Genomic DNA, 19,799 nt, shown 5'->3' on the forward strand with positions numbered 1-19,799 from the left:
GTTTGGCCCCGAGAGCCCCCCAGCCAGGCCGGAAATGCGAATTCGGTCCCCGAGTGCGAGGATGGAACCGGAAGCGCGGCGAGGGTGCCTCCCACGTCTCCGAGCGAGGTCATCCGGATACGCGTCGTGCAGGACGCCCCACCCGACGCGATGCAAGAATCCGAGCGCGGACGGAGCGCCGGTGCGTGCGGCGTCGGACGCGGCGGCACTGTCACCACCAGAACGCGACAAACACCCCGTTTCACCAACCGGATACCGGCAACGGAGACGTTATGCGCCAACCCTCGCCGAGCACCCCCACCCAACCCGGCGACAGCCACCCTCAAGAAAGATCGTTTCTTTCCGAAGATCAGGGTGATCGCGTACCCGCGTCTGTACGCTCGCCTGCGATGATCGGACGCATTCCCATCCTCGACGTGCAGCCAGTGATCGACTGCGGACACTGGCCCGCCAAGGCCGTTCCCGATGAGGACTTCGAGGTCGGCGCCACCGTGTTCCGCGAGGGCCACGAGCAACTCGGCGCCGGCGTCGTCCTGCGGGATCCGGAGGGCCGAGCCGGGCCTCTCGTCCGCATGTCCGAGGTCACCCCCGGCACCGACCGGCACACCGCGCGGGTGGCGGCGACCACCACCGGGCTGTGGCACTTCCGCGTCGAGGCGTGGGGCGACCCGATCGCACACTGGCACCACGACGCGGCCATCAAGATCCCCCGCGGCCAGGACACCGAGCTGATGCTCGAGGAGGGCGCCCGGCTGTTCGAGCGCGCCGCGGCCGGCCTGCCGAAGAAGACCGCCGGCGTGCCGAAGAAGCGGGCGGTGCTGACCACCCTCGCCCGTACGCTCCGGGACAGGACGATCCCGCCGATGGCGCGGTTCGAGGCGGCCGATGCCCCGGAGGTGCGCGAGGTCCTCGACGCGCACCCGCTGCGCGATCACGTGACCACGTCGGCGTGGCATCCGCTGGTCGTGCAGCGCGAGCGGGCGCTGTTCGGCTCCTGGTACGAGTTCTTCCCCCGGTCGGAGGGCGCGACGTACGACCCGATGGGTCGCCGGGCACCGCAGTCGGGAACGTTCCGAACGGCGATGAAGCGGCTCCCCGCCATCGCCGAGATGGCCTTCGACGTCGTCTACCTGCCGCCCATCCACCCGATCGGCCGGCAGTTCCGCAAGGGCCCGAACAACACGCTGCACGCCGAGCCGCACGACCCCGGCTCACCCTGGGCGATCGGCTCGGAGGAGGGCGGCCACGACGCGGTCCACCCCGAGCTTGGAACGATCGACGACTTCGACGCGTTCGTCGCCCGCACCCGCGAGCTCGGCATGGAGGTCGCACTCGACCTGGCCCTGCAGTGCTCGCCCGACCACCCGTGGGTCGCCAAGCACCCCGAGTGGTTCACCACGCGCGCCGACGGCACGATCGCCTTCGCGGAGAACCCGCCGAAGAAGTACCAGGACATCTACCCGGTCAACTTCGACAACGACCCCGAGGGCATCTACGAGGAGGTCGAGCGGGTCGTCCGGCACTGGATGGACCACGGGGTGCGGATCTTCCGGGTGGACAACCCGCACACCAAGCCGGTGGCGTTCTGGGAGCGGCTGCTGGCGTCCATCGCCGCGACCGACCCGGACGTGCTGTTCCTCGCCGAGGCGTTCACGCGGCCGGCGATGATGCACACGCTCGGCAAGATCGGCTTCCACCAGTCGTACACCTACTTCACGTGGCGCAACAGCAAGGACGAACTGGAGGAGTACCTCCGGGAGCTGTCGGGCGGGGCCGCGGCCTACATGCGGCCCAACTTCTTCGTCAACACGCCCGACATCCTCCACGAGTACCTCCAGCACGGCGGGCCACCGGCGTTCAGGATCCGCGCGGTGCTCGCGTCGACGCTGTCGCCGACGTGGGGGGTGTACTCGGGTTACGAGCTGTATGAGAACACCCCGGTCCGGCCGGGCAGCGAGGAGTACCGCGACTCGGAGAAGTTCCAGTACCGGCCGCGGGACTGGGAGGCGGCCGAACGCGAGGGGCGCAGCCTGGCGCCCTTCATCGGAAAGCTCAACTCTCTGCGAAGAACGCACCTTGCGTTGCGCAGGCTGCGTAATCTTAGATTCCATCATGTCGACCAGCCCGAGCTGATCTGCTACTCCAAACGCGTGTCGGACAGCCCCGACCGCCTCGGAGACGTCGTGCTGGTCGTCGTGAATCTCAATCCACATCAGGTTCGCGAGGCGACCGTTCACCTCGACCTGCCCGCGCTCGGCCTCGACTGGGAAGACGAGTTCGTCGTCACCGACGAGCTGTCCGGCGAGTCGTACCCCTGGCGGCAGGCGAACTACGTGCGCCTGGACCCCCACACCCGGCCTGCCCACATCTTCACGGTCTCGAGAGGCGAGAGTTGACCCAGCTCGATCCCCTGTCCGGAGTCGGCCCCGTTGAGCCGGTTCCCGACACGTTCACGCGTGAGGCTCCGAACGAGCCTCGTTGGTACAAGCACGCCGTGTTCTACGAGGTGCTGATCCGGGGTTTCTACGATTCCACCGGCGACGGCACGGGTGACATCCGGGGACTCACCCAGAAACTCGACTATCTGCAGTGGCTCGGCATCGACTGCATCTGGCTGCTGCCGATCTACCAGTCGCCGCTGCGCGACGGCGGGTACGACATCAGCGACTTCATGAAGATCCTCCCCGAGTTCGGCGATCTCGGCGACTTCGTGGAGCTCGTGGACGAGGCGCACAAGCGCGGCATCCGCGTCATCGCCGACCTGGTCATGAACCACACCAGCGACCAGCACCCGTGGTTCAAGGCGTCCCAGGAGGACCCGGACGGGCCGTTCGGCGACTTCTACGTGTGGTCCGACACGGACGACAGCTACAAGGACGCCCGGATCATCTTCGTCGACACCGAGACGTCGAACTGGACGTACGACCCGGTGCGCGGCCAGTACTACTGGCACCGTTTCTTCAACCACCAGCCCGATCTGAACTTCGACAACCCCGCGGTTCAGGAGGCCATGCTGGAGGTCCTGCGGTTCTGGCTGGACCTCGGCATCGACGGGTTCCGCCTGGACGCCGTGCCCTACCTGTACGAGCGCGAGGGCACCAACTGCGAGAACCTCAAAGAGACCCACGACTACCTGAAAAAGGTCCGCAAGGAGGTCGACCGGCTGTACCCCGACCGGGTGCTGCTGGCCGAGGCGAACCAGTGGCCCGCCGACGTCGTGGAGTACTTCGGCGACCCGGCGACGGGTGGCGACGAGTGCCACATGGCGTTCCACTTCCCGGTCATGCCGCGCATCTTCATGGCGGTGCGCCGGGAGCAGCGCTACCCCATCTCCGAGATCATGGCGCAGACGCCGAAGATCCCGGAGAACGCCCAGTGGAGCATCTTCCTGCGCAACCACGACGAGCTCACGCTCGAGATGGTGACGGACGAAGAGCGCGACTACATGTACTCCGAGTACGCCAAGGACCCGCGGATGAAGGCCAACATCGGCATCCGCCGGCGCCTGGCGCCGCTCCTGGACAACGACCGCAACCAGCTGGAGCTGTTCACCGCCCTGCTGATGTCACTGCCCGGTTCGCCCGTCATCTACTACGGTGACGAGATCGGCATGGGCGACAACATCTGGCTCGGCGACCGCGACGGCGTGCGTACGCCCATGCAGTGGACCCCGGACCGCAACGCCGGCTTCTCGGCGTGCGACCCGGCCCGGCTCTACCTGCCGGTCATCATGGATCCGATCTACGGATACCAGGCGATCAACATCGAGTCGCAGCAGAACAACACCGGGTCGCTGCTGCACTGGACGCGCAAGATGATCGAGATCCGCAAGCGGCACCCGGTCTTCGGCGTCGGCGACTACACCGAGCTGACCGCCTCGAACCCCAGCGTGCTGGCGTTCGTGCGGGAGTACGGAGAGGACCGCGTGCTGTGCGTCAACAACCTCTCGCGCTTCCCCCAGCCGGTCGAGCTCGACCTGCGGCGATTCAAGGGTGTCAACCCCGTCGAGTGCATGGGAGGGGTGCAATTCCCCCCAATTGGGGAGCTCCCGTATCTTCTGACACTTCCTGGGCATGGTTTCTACTGGTTCCTCCTGTCCCCGAACCCCGGGGGTGATGGCGAACAGCCATGACGCCGACACAGGAGGCACAGGCGAGGTGACATAGTCAGTGCGGCTGGAACGACTCGACGACCTGTTGATGGACTGGCTTCCGCGCCAGCGCTGGTTCGCGGGCAAGGATCGAGGGATCAACGGGATCTCGGTCCTGTCCGACACGGAACTGGTCGAGGGTGACCCCGCGCTGCACCATGTCGTCATCGCCGTGCACCAGGACGGGGGCACCGACCGTTACCAGGTGCCCCTGGGAGTGCGCAGCGAGCTGCCCGGCCGATTGGAGTACGCCGCGATCGGGCAGCTCGACGACGAGACACACCTGTACGACGCCGTGCACGACCCCGAGCTGACCCGGGCCTGGCTGGAGAACATGGCCGGCAACGTCGACGTCGGCCCCCTGGCGTTCCGCTCGATCACCGGCATCGACACCGAACTCGACAGCTTCGCCAGCCCCGCCGAGCAGAGCAACACCTCCCTGATCTACGGCGACGCCTACATCTGCAAGCTGTTCCGCCGGCTCACACCCGGCATCAACCCCGACCTCGAACTCAGCCTCGGCCTGGTGCGGGCCGGCAGCAAGCACGTCCCGGAGCTGTACGGCTGGTTCTCCAGCGACCTCGACGGCACGCTGTCCACGCTCGCGATGATGTCGGAGTTCCTGCGCAGTGGGACCGACGGCTGGCAACTGGCGGGCACCAGCGTCCGCGACCTGTACGCCGAGGCCGACCTGCGCGCCGACGAGGTCGGCGGCGACTTCGCCGGTGAGTCCGAACGGCTCGGCGCCGCGACCGCCGAGGTCCACCGCGACCTGGCCGGCGCATTCGGCACCGGCGAGATGATGCCCGCGGAGGTACGCGCGGTCTCCGAACAGATGGGCGCCCGCCTCGACGAGACCTGCGCCGCCGTCCCACAGCTCACGCCGTACGCCGGGCGGCTCACCGACGCCTTCGACGCGCTGGCCGAGCTGGACGCCCCCTTGGTCGTGCAGCGTGTGCACGGGGACTACCACCTCGGCCAGGTGATGCGCACCGACTCCGGCTGGATGCTGCTCGACTTCGAGGGCGAGCCCGCCAAGCCCCTGGAGGAGCGCCGAGCGCGCGCCCACCCGCTGCGCGACGTCGCGGGGATGCTGCGCTCGTTCGACTACGCGGCCCGTCACCTGCTGGTCAACGGGCAGGTCATGGGCGGCGACCGCGACCAGCTGGAGTTCCGCGCCCAGGAGTGGGCCGACCGCAACCGGGCCGCCTTCTGCCGCGGCTACGCCGAGGCGGGTGGCATCGACCCGGCCTCGCACGAGGTCGTCCTGCGCGCGTTCGAGTTCGACAAGGCCGTCTACGAGGTCCTGTACGAGGCGCGCAACCGGCCCTCCTGGCTGCCGATCCCGCTCGACTCCATCGCCGCCCTCAGCACCCGCCCCGAATCGGGCTACCTGACCTAGCCAACTTCTCGGCCGTGAACGACCGAGCTTGTTGGCTCAGTCGGCCACACCGATTCATGCTCTCCGGCGCGACTGGCTGCCGCGTCCGGAGTCACATCCGCCACATGTGTGCAGCGCGGGACCGTTGACAGGGCCCCACGCCGGGGAATCCCCCGGCGACATCCGTCCGGTCAGCACCATCTGAGCCGTATCCCCGGCAAGCCGGTTCGTGCCTTGCAGGCTCGCGAACGGATGTGAGGAGGCTACCGGACCGCCGCGCGGCCCGGGGGCCAAATGCCCGGGGCTCCTCGCAAGGACAGCTGAATCGCGGAGAAAAGGCGACCGTAAGGTACGCCTGCATCGAGATTTGCGGTACCGCACCTTCATTTCTGGATATGCGGGTCACCCCGTAGGGTTTCGGTCGGGTGGAAACCCTACGGGGTGACCCGTCATCCCGCGCCCTCGCCGGGATGTTCCTGTTCGGCGAGCAGGAGCCGGAGCGTCTCCGGCGCCTCGGCGGCCACGGTCATCGCGTGACCGGCCTGTATCTGCTGGTCGGTGAGGCTCCCCGACCGGGTCGCGTACCAGTGGCCCGCGTCGCTGCGCCAGACGACCCAGTCGGGAAAGTCGGTCTCTAATGTGGCCTTGACAACGGCGAAATCCGCCATTTTGCCCCTTCGCGCTGGAAACACCGCCTTCTGTATACGAAAGTGGGTCTGATACGTGAAGGTGTCAACCCGCCCGTAAGCGGAACGTCTCTGTATGGCTATGAGGAGGCAAGGTGGCGATCCTCCCCGCTTACGTCCGCATCGCCGGCGAACTCCGCGAGCTCATCCGCGACGGCACGTACCCGCCCGGATCGCGGCTGCCCACCATCAGCCGGCTGTGCGAACTGCACGGCGTCTCGGAGATCGTCGTCCGCAACGCCTTCACCCTCCTGCGCACGGAGGGACTCATCGAGACGCGCCGGGGCGGCGGCACGCTCGTGCGCGGTCGCCCGCCGGCACGGCGGCTGGCCATGGAGCGCTACCGCGTCGAGACGGACCCCGGCGCGGTTCCCGCCACCTCATTCACCGTCGACCACCACATCACCTGGCGCGACTACCGTCTGGACCGGTCCTACTCCCGGCGGCGCGCCGACAAGGACCTTGCCGCGCTGTTCGAGGTGGAGCCGGGAGCCTTACTGCTGCGCCGCTACTTCGTGTTCTGGGCGCGCGGCGAACCCCAGCAGATCTCCACCAACTACCTGCCCTGGAGCCTGGTGGCCGGGACGCCGGTGTCCGACCCGGACCGTGAGCCGTGGCCGGGCGGCACGCCCGCCCAGCTCGCCTACCTGGGACATCCGGCCACCCGGGTGGAGGAGTCGGTGCGGTCGCGGATGCCCACCCCGGAGGAGGCCGACACGTTGCGCATGGCCCCCGGCGTCCCCGTGCTGGCCATCACCCGCCGCATGTTCTCCGGGGACCGGGTCCTCGAGGTATGCCACGACATCGTCCTGCCCGCGGACCGCGTCATCCTCGACTACTCCATCGATCTGTGAACCGACTAGTACCCCGGACCCACGAAGCGCACCCCATTATTAGGACCCCGGTCTCTAGCCGACCTCGGCGGCGAACCGCGACAGTCATTCGAGTGAAGCGGGGAGGCGCCATGCGTTTCAACATCCTGGGCCAGCTGGAGTTGCGGGCCGACGGCCGAACCACATACGTCCGGGCTTCCAAGCACCGCACGCTCCTCACCGCGCTGCTCCTGCGACCGGGCAGCCTCGTACGGCTGGACTCGCTGGCCGCGGCGCTGTGGCCGGCCGGCCCGCCGGCATCCGGGGTCGCCAACATCCGCACGTACGTCCGTGAACTGCGGGGATTCCTCGGTTCCGCCGCGTCCCGGCTGGAGACGAGGGCGGGCGGCTACCTGCTCTCCGTCGGACCGGCCGAGGTGGACGCCCTGGAGTTCACCGCCCTCGCCCGTGAGGGGGACGCGGCGCTGCGCCGCGGTGAGACGCAACGCGCGGCGGAGGCCCTCGTCCATGCCCTGGCCCTGTGGCGGGGCGAGGTGTGCGAGGACGTTCCGCCGTGGGGGGCGCTGACCGCGGAGGTCCTCCGGCTCACCGAGCAACGCCTCAGAGCCGCGGTCCAGCTCGGGGACGCCTGGCTCGCGCTCGGCCGGCACGCGGAGCTGATCGGTGAGCTGCGGCGGCTGATGGTCGAGCAGCCGCTGCACGAGCGGCTCCACGCGCAGCTCATGCTGGCGCTGTACCGCTCGGGCCGCCAGGCCGACGCCTTCACCGTCTACCACGTGCTGCGCCTGAGGCTGATCGACGAGCTGGGCGTCGAGCCGGGTGGCGACCTGCGCCGGCTGTACGACCGGATGCTGCGGGGTGACTTCGACGGCCGGGACGACCCGTCGCCGTGCCACGGAAGGTGCGGCGCCGAGAGCCTCCTCGAGGCGGGATGACGCCCTGACGGGCGGGGCGTTCGGTCGACGAAGGCCGGCCCGAGCCGGGCGCCGGCAAGAGGCCCTCGGCACCCGGCCGGTCTCCCGTCAGGAGGCCGACCAGTAGTAGAGGGCGTTGCCGATGAGGCCGATCGGGCCGGCACCGTTCGTGGTGCTCTTCCAGGTCTTCCCGTTGTCGTGGGAGTACCTCATCTTCCAGCCGGTCATCTCCGGGCCCTTGTGCGGGAGCGCGCCGTGCTCCAGTGCCTGACCGGAGGCGTAGATGACCTTGTGCTTGGCGTCCATCCCGGTGGCCGCGCCACTGGTGACCATGTCATCGTCACTGGCGCCGATCAGCGTCCAGTCGGTGCCCTGGTCGGACTGGGGGTTCTGCCCCGACCACTTGAGGAAGCCGCTGCCGGGGCGCATGTCGCTGCACTGTTTCCAGCGGTAGGCGACCGTGCAGGTCGTGGCCCAGTTGGTCCCGGTGAACGGGGTGCTGAGCGTCGCGACGTCCTCGATGTACAGGTACTTCGGCCACGCGTGGTCGGACGCCGCGCCGTACCTGCGGACCCCGGTGATGGCCGCGCGGACCACCAGGCCGCCCATCGAGTGCGCGACCACGTCGACCGACTTGCCGTACTTGGAGTAGTGGTCGTAGATGTCCCAGGCGAGCCGGCGGCCGAGCTCCTGGATCCTGCTGTTCAGGTCGCCGTCGAACTTTCGGGTGCAGTGGGTGTCCCCTTTGTAGTAGCCCCACGTGACGAAGTCCCCGGTCCAGCCCTTCTTGCGCATGGCGGACTGCGCGGCTCCCCAGGCCGACGTGCAGTCGTCGCCGCCGCCATTGACGTCGCTGTGCACGAGGTCGCTGCCGTGGACGAAGTACACCGCCTCGTTCCTGCTGTTGTTCCGCGGCGGCGTGGCGGCGCTCGCGACTCCCTGGGTCCCCGCGAGCAGCGTTCCGGCGGCAGCCGCCGCGGTCAGGCCCCGCATGATTCGTCGCATCTACGCCACTACCTCCGGCCATGCGCAGCCGCGTCCGGTATGGCGGCTGTCTCCGCGCTCGCGCGGCGATCATGGCCGGGGCTCATACATTGGCCGTACAGTCCGGATACAGAGCCAGGCCGCCCACGGGGCGGCGGCCGGGTGGAGATCCGACCCCGCCGGAGGATTAGTCACCGGTGGTCGGGCAGGCTTAGGAAGACGTGGCACACGAGAACCACCTGAGGAGCGTCATGGCGCGGGTCACCCACGATGAGATCGACCGGTTGATCGGCGGAGATCACCACGACCCCCACAGCGTGCTCGGCGCCCATCCGGGGCGTGACGGCGTCACCGTGCGGGCGTTGCGGCCGCTGGCCTCGAGCGTGGAGGTGGTCCTCTCCGGCGGTGCCCGGCACCCGATGCGTCACGTGCACGAAGGCGTCTTCGCGGTCACGCTGCCGGCCGGCGCCACCCTGGCCGGCGGGGAGCCCCAGGCGGTGCCGGACTACCGGCTCGCGGTCGCCTACGACGACGGGCCCGAGCTCCTGCAGGACGACCCGTACCGGCACCTGCCGAGCCTCGGCGAGCTCGACCTCCACCTGATCGGCGAGGGCCGCCACGAGGAGCTCTGGAAGGTCCTGGGCGCGCACACCCGCACGTACGCCTCCGTCTTCGGCACGGTGTCCGGCACGTCCTTCGCGGTCTGGGCCCCGAACGCCCGCGGGGTCCGGGTCATCGGCGACGTCAACCACTGGGACGGCCGGGCGCACCCGATGCGCTCGCTCGGCTCCACGGGCGTCTGGGAGCTGTTCATCCCGGGGATCGGCGACGGCACGAACTACAAGTTCGAGATCCTCGGCGCCGACCGGGTCTGGCGGCGCAAGGCCGACCCGATGGCGCGGTACGCCGAGAAGCCGCCCGCCACCGCGTCCACGGTCTTCACGTCCTCCTACGAGTGGGAGGACGACGAATGGATGACACGCCGCAAGTCGTACGACGCGCTGCACTCGCCGGTGAGCACGTACGAGGTGCACCTCGGCTCGTGGCGCGCGCACCTGGGCTACCGGGAGCTCGCCGACCAGCTGGTCGGCTACGTCACCGACATGGGCTTCACGCACGTGGAGTTCCTGCCGGTGTCCGAGCACCCGTTCGGGGGCTCGTGGGGCTACCAGGTCACGTCCTATTACGCCCCCACGTCGCGCTTCGGGAACCCCGACGACTTCCGCCACCTCGTGGACCGGTTTCACCAGGCCGGCATCGGCGTCATCATCGACTGGGTCCCGGGCCATTTCCCCAAGGACGAATGGGCCCTCGCCCGCTTCGACGGCACGCCGCTGTACGAGCACGCCGACCCGCGCAGGGGCGAGCAGAAGGACTGGGGCACCCTCATCTTCGACTTCGGCCGCGCGGAGGTCCGCAACTTCCTCGTCGCCAACGCCAACTACTGGCTGGAGGAGTTCCACATCGACGGGCTGCGCGTGGACGCCGTGGCCTCGATGCTCTACCTCGACTACTCCCGCGCCGAGGGCGAGTGGACACCGAACATCTACGGCGGCCGGGAGAACCTCGAGGCGATCGACTTCCTCAAGGAGATGAACGCCACCGTCTACAAGCGCTCCCCCGGCATCATGACGATCGCCGAGGAGTCCACCGCCTGGCCCGGCGTCTCGCGCCCCACCCACCTGGGCGGGCTCGGCTTCGGGTTCAAGTGGAACATGGGCTGGATGCACGACACGCTGGCCTACCTCCAGCGCGACCCGCTCTACCGCGGCTACCACCACCACGAGATCACGTTCTCGATGGTGTACGCCTACTCGGAGAACTACGTGCTGCCGCTGTCGCACGACGAGGTCGTGCACGGCAAGGGCTCCCTGCTGGGCAAGATGCCCGGTGACGAGTGGCAGCGGTTCGCGAACCTCCGGACGCTGCTGGCGTTCATGTGGGCGCATCCGGGCAAGCAGCTGCTGTTCATGGGGCAGGAGTTCGGCCAGGGCGCCGAATGGGCCGAGTCCCGTTCCCTCGACTGGTGGCTGCTGGACGAGGCCGAGAACAACTACCACGTCGGCGTACGGCGGCTGGTCCGCGACATGAACCGCGCCTACACGGCCTCACCCCAGTTGTGGACGATGGACGCCGACCCGGAGGGCTTCCGCTGGATCGCCGCGGACGACGTCGCGGGCAACGTCATCTCCTTCCTCCGCTACGCCCCCGACGGTTCGCCGCTCGCGTGCGTCGTCAACTTCTCCGGCCTGCCCCACGAGGACTACCGGCTCGGCCTGCCGCGCGCGGGACGCTGGCGCGAGGTGGTCAACACCGACGCGTACGACTACGGCGGCAGCGGCGTCGGCAACCTCGGTCAGGTCGAGGCGGTCGACGAGCCCAGCCACGGACTGCCGGCCTCGGCTCGCCTCCGGGTCCCCCCGCTCGGCGCCGTCTGGCTCGCCCTGGAGTGACCCTTCTTCCTCCCGAAAAGGCCGTTGTGAGGAGGGCGGCGACGCCGCCATGATGGGGCGATGTTCGATGATCACCGGTGTCCGCCGCCCTCGCCGGGAGCATCCCTGCCCGTTACGCCCCCGTGGCCGGACGGTGACCGGTGACGTCGCTGTACCACCGCGTCGCGGGCGCGAGCCTGGAACGTCTGTCGGCCCTGAACGACGGCGTGTTCGCGATCGTGCTCACGTTGCTCGTGCTGGATCTGCACGTACCGGCGGCAAGGGTGATCCACCGGCAGCGGCCGCTCTGGAGCGGCGACGCGCTGTCCTCCGAGGGCGAGCTGTGGCATCTCCTCGGGGAGGTCGCGCCCAACCTGCTCACGTATCTGATGAGCTTCCTGACGCTGGGGATGTTCTACGTCGGCGCGCAGACGCTGTTCAACCACCTGCGGGGCAGCGACCGGAACTTCACCTGGCTGCATCTGACCTTCCTGCTCGGCGTCTCCCTCCTTCCCTTCACCACCGCCCTGCTGGCGAAGTTCATGACCTTCCGGATCGCCGTGGCCGTGTACTGGGTCAACCTGCTGGCGCTGGGCCTGTTGCTGCTGGCCGGCGTCCGGTACGCACGGGCCGCCGGGCTACTCGACACCGAGCGGACACCCGGGTTCCAGCGGGCGTTCGAGCGCCGGATCGTGATCCCCCAGGTCCTGTACGCCACCGCGTTCGCGCTGTGCGTGGTCAACACCTACCTGAGCATCGCGCTGGTCGTGCTCCTGCAGCTCAACTCGGCGATCGCCCCGAACATCCGGCCGCTCAACCGGTTCTGACCCGCCGTGCCCGCCGACCAGGAGCGGTCGGTCGTCGTTCCAAGCCGCCGCAGTGAGTGGGGCCACATGTGGCAATGGTGCTTGTGGTGCGGCGGTGCACTGCGAGAGATTTCGCGCGCAACCTCAGGAGGTAGCGCGTGCGGATCTCAGCACGGCGAGGAACCCTCGCCACGATCGCAGTCGCGGCCGCCCTCGCGGCGACCGGGACCCCCGCCGCCCACGCGGCGAAGAAACCGACGATCAAGGTGTCGGGCGGGCAGACCCAGCCCGTCTTCTCGTACCAGAACGCCATCCGGGAGTTCGTCCGGGTGCAGTCGAGCGTCGACGCCGACGGTGACGGCAAGAAGGACCTGATCCGAGTCGACATCATCCGGCCCAAGGAGAGCGACGCCGGGCTCAGGGTGCCCGCCATCATCGACGAGAGCCCGTACTACGACAACGCGGGCCGGGGCAACGAGTCCGAGCGCAAGAAGTACGACGCCAGCGGGAACCCGGTGAAGTTCCCGCTGTTCTACGACAACTACTTCGTGCCGCGCGGCTACGCCGTCCTGAACGTCGACATGGACGGCACCACGAAGTCCGACGGCTGCCCCACCTCCGGGGGCGCCTCCGACGTGCTCGGCGGCAAGGCCGTCATCGACTGGCTGGGCGGCCGGGCGAAGGCGTTCGACGCCCAGGGCAAGCCGGTGAAGGCCACCTGGGCCACCGGCCACGCCGGCATGATCGGCAAGTCGTACGACGGCACGCTCGCCAACGCCGTGGCGGCCACCGGCGTCAAGGGCCTGGACACCATCGTGCCGATCTCCGCGATCAGCTCCTGGTACGACTACAGCCGGATGAACGGTGTCATCTGGTTCAAGGGCGAAGAGGACGGCCTCGCCGAGTTCGTCGACACCGACCCGCCGGCCAAGTGCGCCGCCGTCCGCCAGAAGCTGGCCCAGGGTCAGGACGACGCCACCGGCAACTACAACGCGTTCTGGCACGAACGCGACTACCGGGTCGGGCCGATCGCCGACGCGGGCAACGTGCACGCCAGCGTGTTCGCCGTCCACGGGCTGAACGACCTCAACGTCAAGCCCAGCCAGTTCTCCACCTGGTGGGCGGCGCTGGCCAAGCGCGGGGTGCCGCGCAAGGTGTGGCTGTCGCAGTACGGCCACGTCGACCCGTTCGACTTCCGCCGCGACGCCTGGGTGGACACCCTCCACCAGTGGTTCGACCACTGGCTGTGGAAGCTCCCCAACGACGTCATGAAGCAGCCCCGCGCCGACGTCGAGGTCGGGCCCGACCAGTGGGCCACCCAGGCGGACTGGCCCGCGCCGCGCACCCGGCAGCTCGGTCTGCGCCCGCAGGCGGACGGCACGCTCGGCGTGAAGGCCGGGGCCGGGGCCGGCACGTACACCGACAGCAAGCAGGCCGAGAGCGACGACGTGTCCGACCCGACCACGGCCAAGCCGTACCGGCTGGCGTACACCACCCCGCCGCTGAAGCGGGAAGTACGCCTGTCCGGCACGCCGGAGGTGAGCCTGAAGCTCAAGCTCGACAAGCCGACGGCGAACCTGGGCGCGCTGCTCGTCGACTACGGCACCGATACGCGGGTGAACTACCTCGGCGCCGGGTCGGGCGTGAAGACGCTGGCCACGGAGGACTGCCACGGTGAGAGCACGGCCGACGACGACTCCTGCTACAAGAAGGTGGTCACGGACACCGTGACGTCGGACGTCAACGTCGTGACCCGCGGCTACCTCGACGCGCAGAACCGGCACTCGCTCAGCCACCCGTCGCCGCTGACGCCGGGGACGAGCTACGCGGTCCGGTGGGACACCCTGCCGCAGGACTACCGCTTCAAGGCCGGGCACCGGCTCGCCCTCGTCCTCATCGGCACCGACGCCGACACCCAGGACGACGACGCCACCGGCGCCGCCGTGACGGTCGACCTGGCCGGCAGCAGGATCACCCTCCCGGTGATCGTCGGCGGCACGCCGTCGGAGTCGGCCTTCTCCGCCGAACAGAAGTGGCGCGGCCCGACCCACGTCGTACTGCCCGAGCAGCCCCACCAGTTCCACTGATCACCACTTGACGTCATCCCCCGCCTTCAGTGAAGGCGGGGGATTTCAACCCGGTCTCTACCCGGAGGTGAGAGCAGGTTGAGGTTCGCGGTTCACGGCCCCGCCTGGTGGCTGGAGGGCTCCCCGCGCTGTCACGGCACGTCCTGCCGCGATGTTCTTGGCCGCGTTCACATCAGCGTGATCGGTGTGCCCGCAGGCGCGACAGCGAAAGACCGCTTGGCTCTCACGGCTCTCCGCTGCGCAGTGCCCACAGGCATGACAGATCTGAGATGTGTACGCGGGATTGATCTTTTCCACCCGGCCCGGCGCCTTCTGCTCCAGGCGGTTCACCAGCAGACCCCAGCCGGCCGCATGGATAGAACGGTTGAGCCCGGCTTTGGCTCGCACGTTCGTGCCCGGCGCGGACGCCCGGCCCGGCCGCCAGTGCTGATGCTGCTCAACCGCGAGATTCCACACATATCGGGCTTGCGCGCAGTGCTCCAGCAGCGCCTGCTCTTGAGCGGGCGTGGGCGCAAGCCGGAACCGCATGCCAGCACGCTAACCACCACCACTGACAATCTGAGGCGGGAGCGGCGTTTCCTCCCCGGCCTGAAGACCGGGGGCTCCATGCCCGCGAAGCAGATGAAGCGGGCCTCAGGACGATCGTCCCGAGGCCCGCTCACGTTCGGCTGGCCCTCAGTCGAGGACGTTTTCGACGGATCGGGCCGTGGCGGCTTGCCGCCCCCTCCCCGTTACCTTTTTCACGTCCCCGCCGGGTGGTGGGGAGCCAGGTCACCCGGCCCGGCATGGCTCAAGCCCCCTGTCGCTCGCATGATCCGGGAGCGGCGGGCTTGACTTAGAGCGCGCTCTAAGTCGTTGGATCTTCCCATGACAGCGAAAGTGGCCCTGGTCACCGGGGCGAACAAGGGCATCGGGCTGGAGATCGCCCGCGGACTGGCCCGGCTCGGCTGCGGGGTGGCGGTGTCCTCGCGCGATCGGACGCGCGGGCAGCAGGCGGTCGCCGCCTTGGGCGCCGAAGGCGGCGAGGTCCATTACGTACGGCTCGACGTCACGGAGGAGTCGTCGATCGCCGAGGCCGCGCGATCGATCGGCGATCGCTTCGGCAGGCTCGACATTCTGATCAACAACGCCGGCATCACCGATCACGCCGAGAGCAGGCCGCCCAGTGAGACGGGCGTACCGGCGATGCGGGCCGTCTACGAGACCAACGTGTTCGGCGTGGTGGCCGTCACGAACGCGATGCTGCCGCTGCTGAAGCGTTCGCCGGCGGCTCGGATCGTCAATCTCTCCAGCGGCCTGGCGTCGATCACCGGGCACGCGGCTCCCGACTCGCCGTTGCCGTACTACCTCGCCTACGGATCGTCCAAGTCGGCCCTGAACGCGATCACCGTGCAGTACGCCCGTGAGCTGCGGGACACCGCGATCAAGGTCAACGCGTGCGCGCCCGGCTTCTGCGCCACCGACCTCAACGCTCACCAGGGCCACCGTACGCCCGCGCAGGGCGCCAGGGTCGTCATCGACCTGGCCATGGTCGGCGAGGACGGGCCCACGGGCGGCTACTTCGACGAGAACGGCGCGCTGCCCTGGTGAGGACCAAGGGAGCCGCGCGGAATGTTCGGTGAACAGCCGCTCTGGGCGGCGTTCTCCGGCGTTAATGGCGTTTCGCGACCGCGATGGCCGAGCAGTCCGCGCGCGTCCTCGGAGGGGACGGTCTCAGCCGAGGCGGTCCAGGAGCCAGCGGGGGCCGACGACGGACGCGCCGGCCGACTCGGCACGGCGGCGCAGTTCACGGTCGGCGGTGACGACGGTCCGGCGCTCGCCGGCCTCGGGCGCGGCGAGCACGGCGATCGTGTCGTCGCCGCTGCCCGGCGCGGCCACGACCCGTACGCCGGGCACGCCCTCCACACCCCGGGCGGCGCCCTCGACGACCAGGATGATCTCCGGGTGCGCCACACCGGCGTCGTCCCCCGGCAGGCCCTCGACGCGCTGAAGGGCCGCGAGCCGGTCGCGCAGCCGCGCGGCGGCCCCGGCCCGGTCCCGCCACCAGCCGTCGGGCCGGCTGCCGACGACATTGGCCGCGTCGACGATGAGCACCGGCCTAGTGGCCGCGGGGTCCTCGTCCCGATCCATCACATGGCCACCATGCCCCATCGCGACCCCGCGAACCGGAAATCGGCGGCCACGCCACGCCGAGCCGAGCCGGACCGGCCCGCGGCGGACGATCTCGGCTCGTTCCGGCCGTCGCCAGGGCGGACCGGAGCGCCCGTACGCCCCGTGCCACGGCCGCAGGCGGCCGCGACCGGTTGTCAGCGGTCTGGACGAAACGCTCGGTGAAGCGCCACAGCGGAAAAGGATCTGAGGCGGTTGTACCGGTTCGCGGTCGCGATCGCCGAGCATTCCGCACGTCGCTGCCGCGTGCGGCCGGCGGCCGAGGCTCAGGCGAGGAGATCGAGGAGCCAGCGGGGGTCGGCGACCGACGCGCCCGCCGCCTTCGCGCGGTCTCGCAGCGCCGGGTCGCCGGTGACGATGACGCGGTGCTCGTCCGGGGCGCCCGGGATGGCGAACCGCGCCCACTCCTCCGGGTCTTTCGGCACCGTCACGACCCGCACGCCGTCCACGCCCTCGACGGCCGGGGCGGCGCCGTCGGCGGCGATGACGATCTCCGGGTAGGACAGGTCGGCGGCCGCGCCGGGGAGATTCGTGACGGGACCGAGGGCGGTGAGCCGGTCGCGCAGCCGGGCCAGGTCGGCCGTGCCGTCGGTCGGCCGGTCGGCGTCCGGCCCGTCGAGACCGGCGGCGTCCACGACGAGCACGGGCCGGACGAGCGCGGCGCGGAGCCGGGACCAGCCGTCGGCGAACGGCGGGAAGAGCTTCTTGCGCGGCACCTCGTCGACGTGCACCCAGGCGACGGCGGCGGTCTCGAACGACGCCCGGCGGACGGCGGGCCGCTCGGCGACCGACGCGATCACCGTCTCGTACGACCAGCCGCCGTGGTGCTCGCCGATGATCCCGTGCACCCGGACGACGGACGGGTCCAGGGTGCTCTCCTCCCCGGCCTCCCGCAGCGCGCCCGCGACCGCGTCCTCGTGGCTGTGCCGCGCGCCGCCGAGGAGTCCCCACGTGCCGCCGCCGATGGACAGGAGGGCGCGCTTCTGCAGGAGCACGTGCGGCTCGGGATCCCGGTGGTACAGGAGCAGGCCGGCGGCGCCGTGCCTTCCCCAGTGGCGATGACCCTCGTCGCACTCGGCCCAGCCGTCCCCGTCACCCATACCAGTGAGAGTAACGGGCAGGTGGGGACGGGCCAGGCCGAAAACCACGCCTACGACCGGGCTGACCATCGGTTTTTCGGGCATTGACGCGGCCCGCCCGGGGGGTTAGCTTCCGGGCAACTGAAAAGAAACCTTCTTTTCAGTCGGTACGGCGCCGTGCTCCTCCCCGCCACTCTGAGGAGCCGAACTTGAGACGGACCATCCTCCGGCTCGTCGTCGCGTTCGCGGCGACGGCCCTTCTCGCCCTGCCCCACTCCACTCCGTACGCCCACGCGGCCACCACCCCCACCGCCACCTTCACCAAGGACTCCGGCTGGGGCACCGGCTACCAGGGCAAGTACACGATCACCAACGGCGGGTCCACGACCCTCAACGGCTGGAAGGTCGAGTTCGACGTGCCCGCCGGTGGCTCCGTCGGCTCGTACTGGGACGCGCTGATGACCCAGAGCGGCACCCACTACACGTTCACCAACCGCGACTACAACGGCACACTGGCACCGGGCGCGTCGGCGAGCTTCGGCTGGCTCGGGGCGCCCGAGTCGGCGACCCCGCTGAACTGCACGCTGAACGGGCAGCCCTGCACCGGCGGCGGAGGCGGCGGGAGCGACACCTCACCGCCGACGACGCCGACCGGCCTGCGCGTCAGCGCCACGACGTCCGGCTCGATCAGCCTCGCCTGGACCGCGTCCACCGACAACGTCGGCGTCACGGACTACCGGGTGTACGAGGGGTCCACGGTGGTCGCCACGACAACGACGACCGGCGCCACGATCAGCGGGCTGGCCGGGAGCAGCAGCCACACCTACGCCGTCACCGCGAGGGACGCGGCGGGGAACGAGTCCGCCAAGAGCGCCACCGTGACCGGCACGACGCAGCCCGGCGGCGGTGGCGGCGGCACCTACCAGAAGGTCGGCTACTACCCGCAGTGGGGCATCTACGGCCGCAACTTCTGGATGAAGAACCTCGACACGACCGGCGCGGCCGGGAAGCTGACCGTGCTCAACTACGCGTTCGAGAATCTCGACCCGACCAACCTGACCTGCCTCGAGACCACCAAGAGCACGTCAACCAACCCGGCGGACCCCGACCAGGGCACCGGGGCCGGTGACGCGTACGCCGACTACGGGGCCTCGGTGTCGGCGGCCAACAGCGTCGACGGCGTCGGCGACACGTGGGACCAGAAGCTCAAGGGCAACTTCAACCAGATCAAGAAGCTCAAGGCGAAGTACCCGAACCTCAAGGTGCTCGTGTCGATCGGCGGATGGACGTACTCCAAGTTCTTCTCCGACGCCGCCAAGACGGACGCAGGGCGCAAGAAGCTCGTCAGCTCCTGCATCGACATGTTCATGAAGGGCAACCTGCCGGTGTCGTCCGACGGGACCGGCGGTACGGGGACCGGCGCGGGCGTGTTCGACGGCATCGACGTCGACTGGGAGTGGCCGGGCAGCCCGGACGGGCATCCCGGCAACCACTACGACGCGAGCGACAAGGCGAACCTCACCGCGCTGCTCGCGGAGTTCCGCAGCCAGTTGGACGCGCTCGGCGGCGGGCACCTGCTGACCGCCTTCACGCCGGCCGACCCGGTCAAGGTGAACGCCGGCTGGGATCTATCCAAGATCTTCAGCTCCCTCGACTTCGCCAACGTGCAGGGCTACGACTTCCACGGCGCGGGCAGCGACAACTCCTGGGAGCCGAACCGCACCGGCCACCAGGCGAACCTGTACGTCGACACCGATGATCCGTACTCCACCCACTTCAGCGTCGACTCGGCCGTCAAGGTCTACACCGACGCCGGGGTGAGCACCCGCAAGATCACCATTGGGATCCCGTTCTACGGCCGGGGCTGGCAGCAGGTGGCCGACGGCGGCAAGAACGGCGAGTGGCAGGCGGCGAACGGCGCGGCGCCCGGCGACTTCGCCGAGGAGGCGGGCACCCGGGGCTACAAGAACATCGCGGCGAACGTCCCGAACTGCACCGTCCAGCATGACGAGCAGGCCGTCGCGACGTACTGCTACACGGGCGCGAACGGCCAGTGGTGGTCCTTCGACGACCCCTGGTCGATCGGCAAGAAGACCGACTACATCAAGTCCAAGAACCTGCTCGGCGCGATGATCTGGGAGATGTCCGGCGACACCGGCACCCTGATGACCGCCCTGTCCGGAGGATTGGGCTGACTCCCGTGGGCCGGTGCCTCAGAGGCACCGGCCCACCCGGCCGTACGGGATCGATGCGGCACGTCCATCGGTGAGCGGCATAG

The 19,799-nt window shown here is 69.5% G+C and carries 15 protein-coding genes; 10 read left to right on the top strand and 5 right to left on the bottom strand.

Annotated features, from left to right (window positions below):
- Positions 1-389 precede the first annotated feature (389 nt).
- Genes NE236_RS21460 through NE236_RS21470 form a run of 3 tightly spaced genes read left to right on the top strand, consistent with a single transcriptional unit; the run spans position 390 to position 5,552 of the window.
- Entirely contained in the window at positions 390-2,396 is a 2,007-nt protein-coding gene (locus NE236_RS21460; RefSeq protein ID WP_252843842.1) for an alpha-1,4-glucan--maltose-1-phosphate maltosyltransferase, read from the top strand.
- A complete protein-coding gene (treS, locus tag NE236_RS21465; RefSeq protein ID WP_252843843.1) occupies positions 2,393-4,132 on the top strand; it encodes a maltose alpha-D-glucosyltransferase in 1,740 nt (579 codons plus the stop codon). The genes NE236_RS21460 and treS overlap by 4 nt, the downstream gene beginning before the upstream one ends.
- Before the next feature lie 37 nt (positions 4,133-4,169).
- Complete coding sequence (locus NE236_RS21470) at positions 4,170-5,552, top strand: maltokinase N-terminal cap-like domain-containing protein (protein WP_308209134.1); 1,383 nt, start codon at positions 4,170-4,172, stop codon at positions 5,550-5,552.
- Between the two features lie 428 nt (positions 5,553-5,980).
- Here NE236_RS21470 and NE236_RS21475 read toward each other — a convergent pair whose 3' ends face one another.
- Positions 5,981-6,199 (bottom strand): hypothetical protein, encoded by a 219-nt coding sequence (locus NE236_RS21475; protein ID WP_252843844.1) that lies wholly within the window; start codon positions 6,197-6,199, stop codon positions 5,981-5,983.
- Positions 6,200-6,312: 113 nt separating this feature from the next.
- On the opposite strand from NE236_RS21475, the gene NE236_RS21480 reads away from it, so the two are divergent.
- Together NE236_RS21480 and NE236_RS21485 are read left to right on the top strand one after the other, a co-directional pair.
- Positions 6,313-7,071, top strand: coding sequence for a GntR family transcriptional regulator (locus tag NE236_RS21480; protein ID WP_252843845.1), 759 nt, complete (start codon positions 6,313-6,315; stop codon positions 7,069-7,071).
- A 110-nt stretch (positions 7,072-7,181) separates the two neighbouring features.
- Complete coding sequence (locus NE236_RS21485; protein ID WP_252843846.1) at positions 7,182-7,985, top strand: AfsR/SARP family transcriptional regulator; 804 nt, start codon at positions 7,182-7,184, stop codon at positions 7,983-7,985.
- An 87-nt stretch (positions 7,986-8,072) separates the two neighbouring features.
- On the opposite strand, the gene NE236_RS21490 is transcribed toward NE236_RS21485, so the two are convergent.
- Entirely contained in the window at positions 8,073-8,969 is an 897-nt protein-coding gene (locus tag NE236_RS21490) for an esterase/lipase family protein (RefSeq protein WP_252843847.1), read from the bottom strand.
- A gap of 230 nt (positions 8,970-9,199) precedes the next feature.
- Between NE236_RS21490 and glgB the strand changes: the two genes are divergently transcribed.
- The 3 genes from glgB (at position 9,200) to NE236_RS21505 (ending at position 14,273) form a co-directional block, all read left to right on the top strand.
- Entirely contained in the window at positions 9,200-11,401 is a 2,202-nt protein-coding gene (glgB, locus tag NE236_RS21495; protein ID WP_252843848.1) for a 1,4-alpha-glucan branching protein GlgB, read from the top strand.
- A gap of 140 nt (positions 11,402-11,541) precedes the next feature.
- A complete protein-coding gene (locus NE236_RS21500) occupies positions 11,542-12,207 on the top strand; it encodes a TMEM175 family protein (RefSeq protein ID WP_252843849.1) in 666 nt (221 codons plus the stop codon).
- A 137-nt stretch (positions 12,208-12,344) separates the two neighbouring features.
- Positions 12,345-14,273 carry a Xaa-Pro dipeptidyl-peptidase gene (locus NE236_RS21505; RefSeq protein WP_252843850.1) on the top strand — a complete coding sequence of 643 codons (1,929 nt, stop codon included), beginning with the start codon at positions 12,345-12,347 and terminating at the stop codon, positions 14,271-14,273.
- Between the two features lie 57 nt (positions 14,274-14,330).
- On the opposite strand, the gene NE236_RS21510 is transcribed toward NE236_RS21505, so the two are convergent.
- Positions 14,331-14,801 (bottom strand): zinc ribbon domain-containing protein, encoded by a 471-nt coding sequence (locus NE236_RS21510; RefSeq protein WP_308209135.1) that lies wholly within the window; start codon positions 14,799-14,801, stop codon positions 14,331-14,333.
- A gap of 339 nt (positions 14,802-15,140) precedes the next feature.
- Here NE236_RS21510 and NE236_RS21520 point away from each other — a divergent pair, with 339 nt between their 5' ends.
- Positions 15,141-15,863 (top strand): SDR family oxidoreductase, encoded by a 723-nt coding sequence (locus NE236_RS21520; RefSeq protein ID WP_252843851.1) that lies wholly within the window; start codon positions 15,141-15,143, stop codon positions 15,861-15,863.
- 123 nt (positions 15,864-15,986) lie between these two features.
- On the opposite strand, the gene NE236_RS21525 is transcribed toward NE236_RS21520, so the two are convergent.
- Positions 15,987-16,403 (bottom strand): PIN domain-containing protein, encoded by a 417-nt coding sequence (locus tag NE236_RS21525; RefSeq protein WP_252843852.1) that lies wholly within the window; start codon positions 16,401-16,403, stop codon positions 15,987-15,989.
- Positions 16,404-16,708: 305 nt separating this feature from the next.
- Positions 16,709-17,542: an NUDIX domain-containing protein gene (locus NE236_RS21530; RefSeq protein WP_252843853.1), complete on the bottom strand. Its 834-nt coding sequence runs from the start codon at positions 17,540-17,542 to the stop codon at positions 16,709-16,711.
- Between the two features lie 188 nt (positions 17,543-17,730).
- Here NE236_RS21530 and NE236_RS21535 point away from each other — a divergent pair, with 188 nt between their 5' ends.
- Entirely contained in the window at positions 17,731-19,716 is a 1,986-nt protein-coding gene (locus NE236_RS21535; protein ID WP_252843854.1) for a glycosyl hydrolase family 18 protein, read from the top strand.
- The last annotated feature ends 83 nt before the right edge of the window (positions 19,717-19,799 follow it).

The sequence above is a fragment of the Actinoallomurus purpureus genome (assembly GCF_024055795.1).
Classification (GTDB): domain Bacteria; phylum Actinomycetota; class Actinomycetes; order Streptosporangiales; family Streptosporangiaceae; genus Actinoallomurus; species Actinoallomurus purpureus.

Coding starts and splice junctions, on each gene's coding strand:
- NE236_RS21525 (WP_252843852.1), bottom strand. CDS start 16,403: ATGGATCGGGACGAGGACCCCGCGGCCACTAGGCCGGTGCTCATCGTC.
- NE236_RS21475 (WP_252843844.1), bottom strand. CDS start 6,199: ATGGCGGATTTCGCCGTTGTCAAGGCCACATTAGAGACCGACTTTCCC.
- NE236_RS21510 (WP_308209135.1), bottom strand. CDS start 14,801: ATGCGGTTCCGGCTTGCGCCCACGCCCGCTCAAGAGCAGGCGCTGCTG.
- NE236_RS21485 (WP_252843846.1), top strand. CDS start 7,182: ATGCGTTTCAACATCCTGGGCCAGCTGGAGTTGCGGGCCGACGGCCGA.
- NE236_RS21520 (WP_252843851.1), top strand. CDS start 15,141: ATGACAGCGAAAGTGGCCCTGGTCACCGGGGCGAACAAGGGCATCGGG.
- NE236_RS21460 (WP_252843842.1), top strand. CDS start 390: ATGATCGGACGCATTCCCATCCTCGACGTGCAGCCAGTGATCGACTGC.
- NE236_RS21530 (WP_252843853.1), bottom strand. CDS start 17,542: ATGGGTGACGGGGACGGCTGGGCCGAGTGCGACGAGGGTCATCGCCAC.
- NE236_RS21490 (WP_252843847.1), bottom strand. CDS start 8,969: ATGCGACGAATCATGCGGGGCCTGACCGCGGCGGCTGCCGCCGGAACG.
- glgB (WP_252843848.1), top strand. CDS start 9,200: ATGGCGCGGGTCACCCACGATGAGATCGACCGGTTGATCGGCGGAGAT.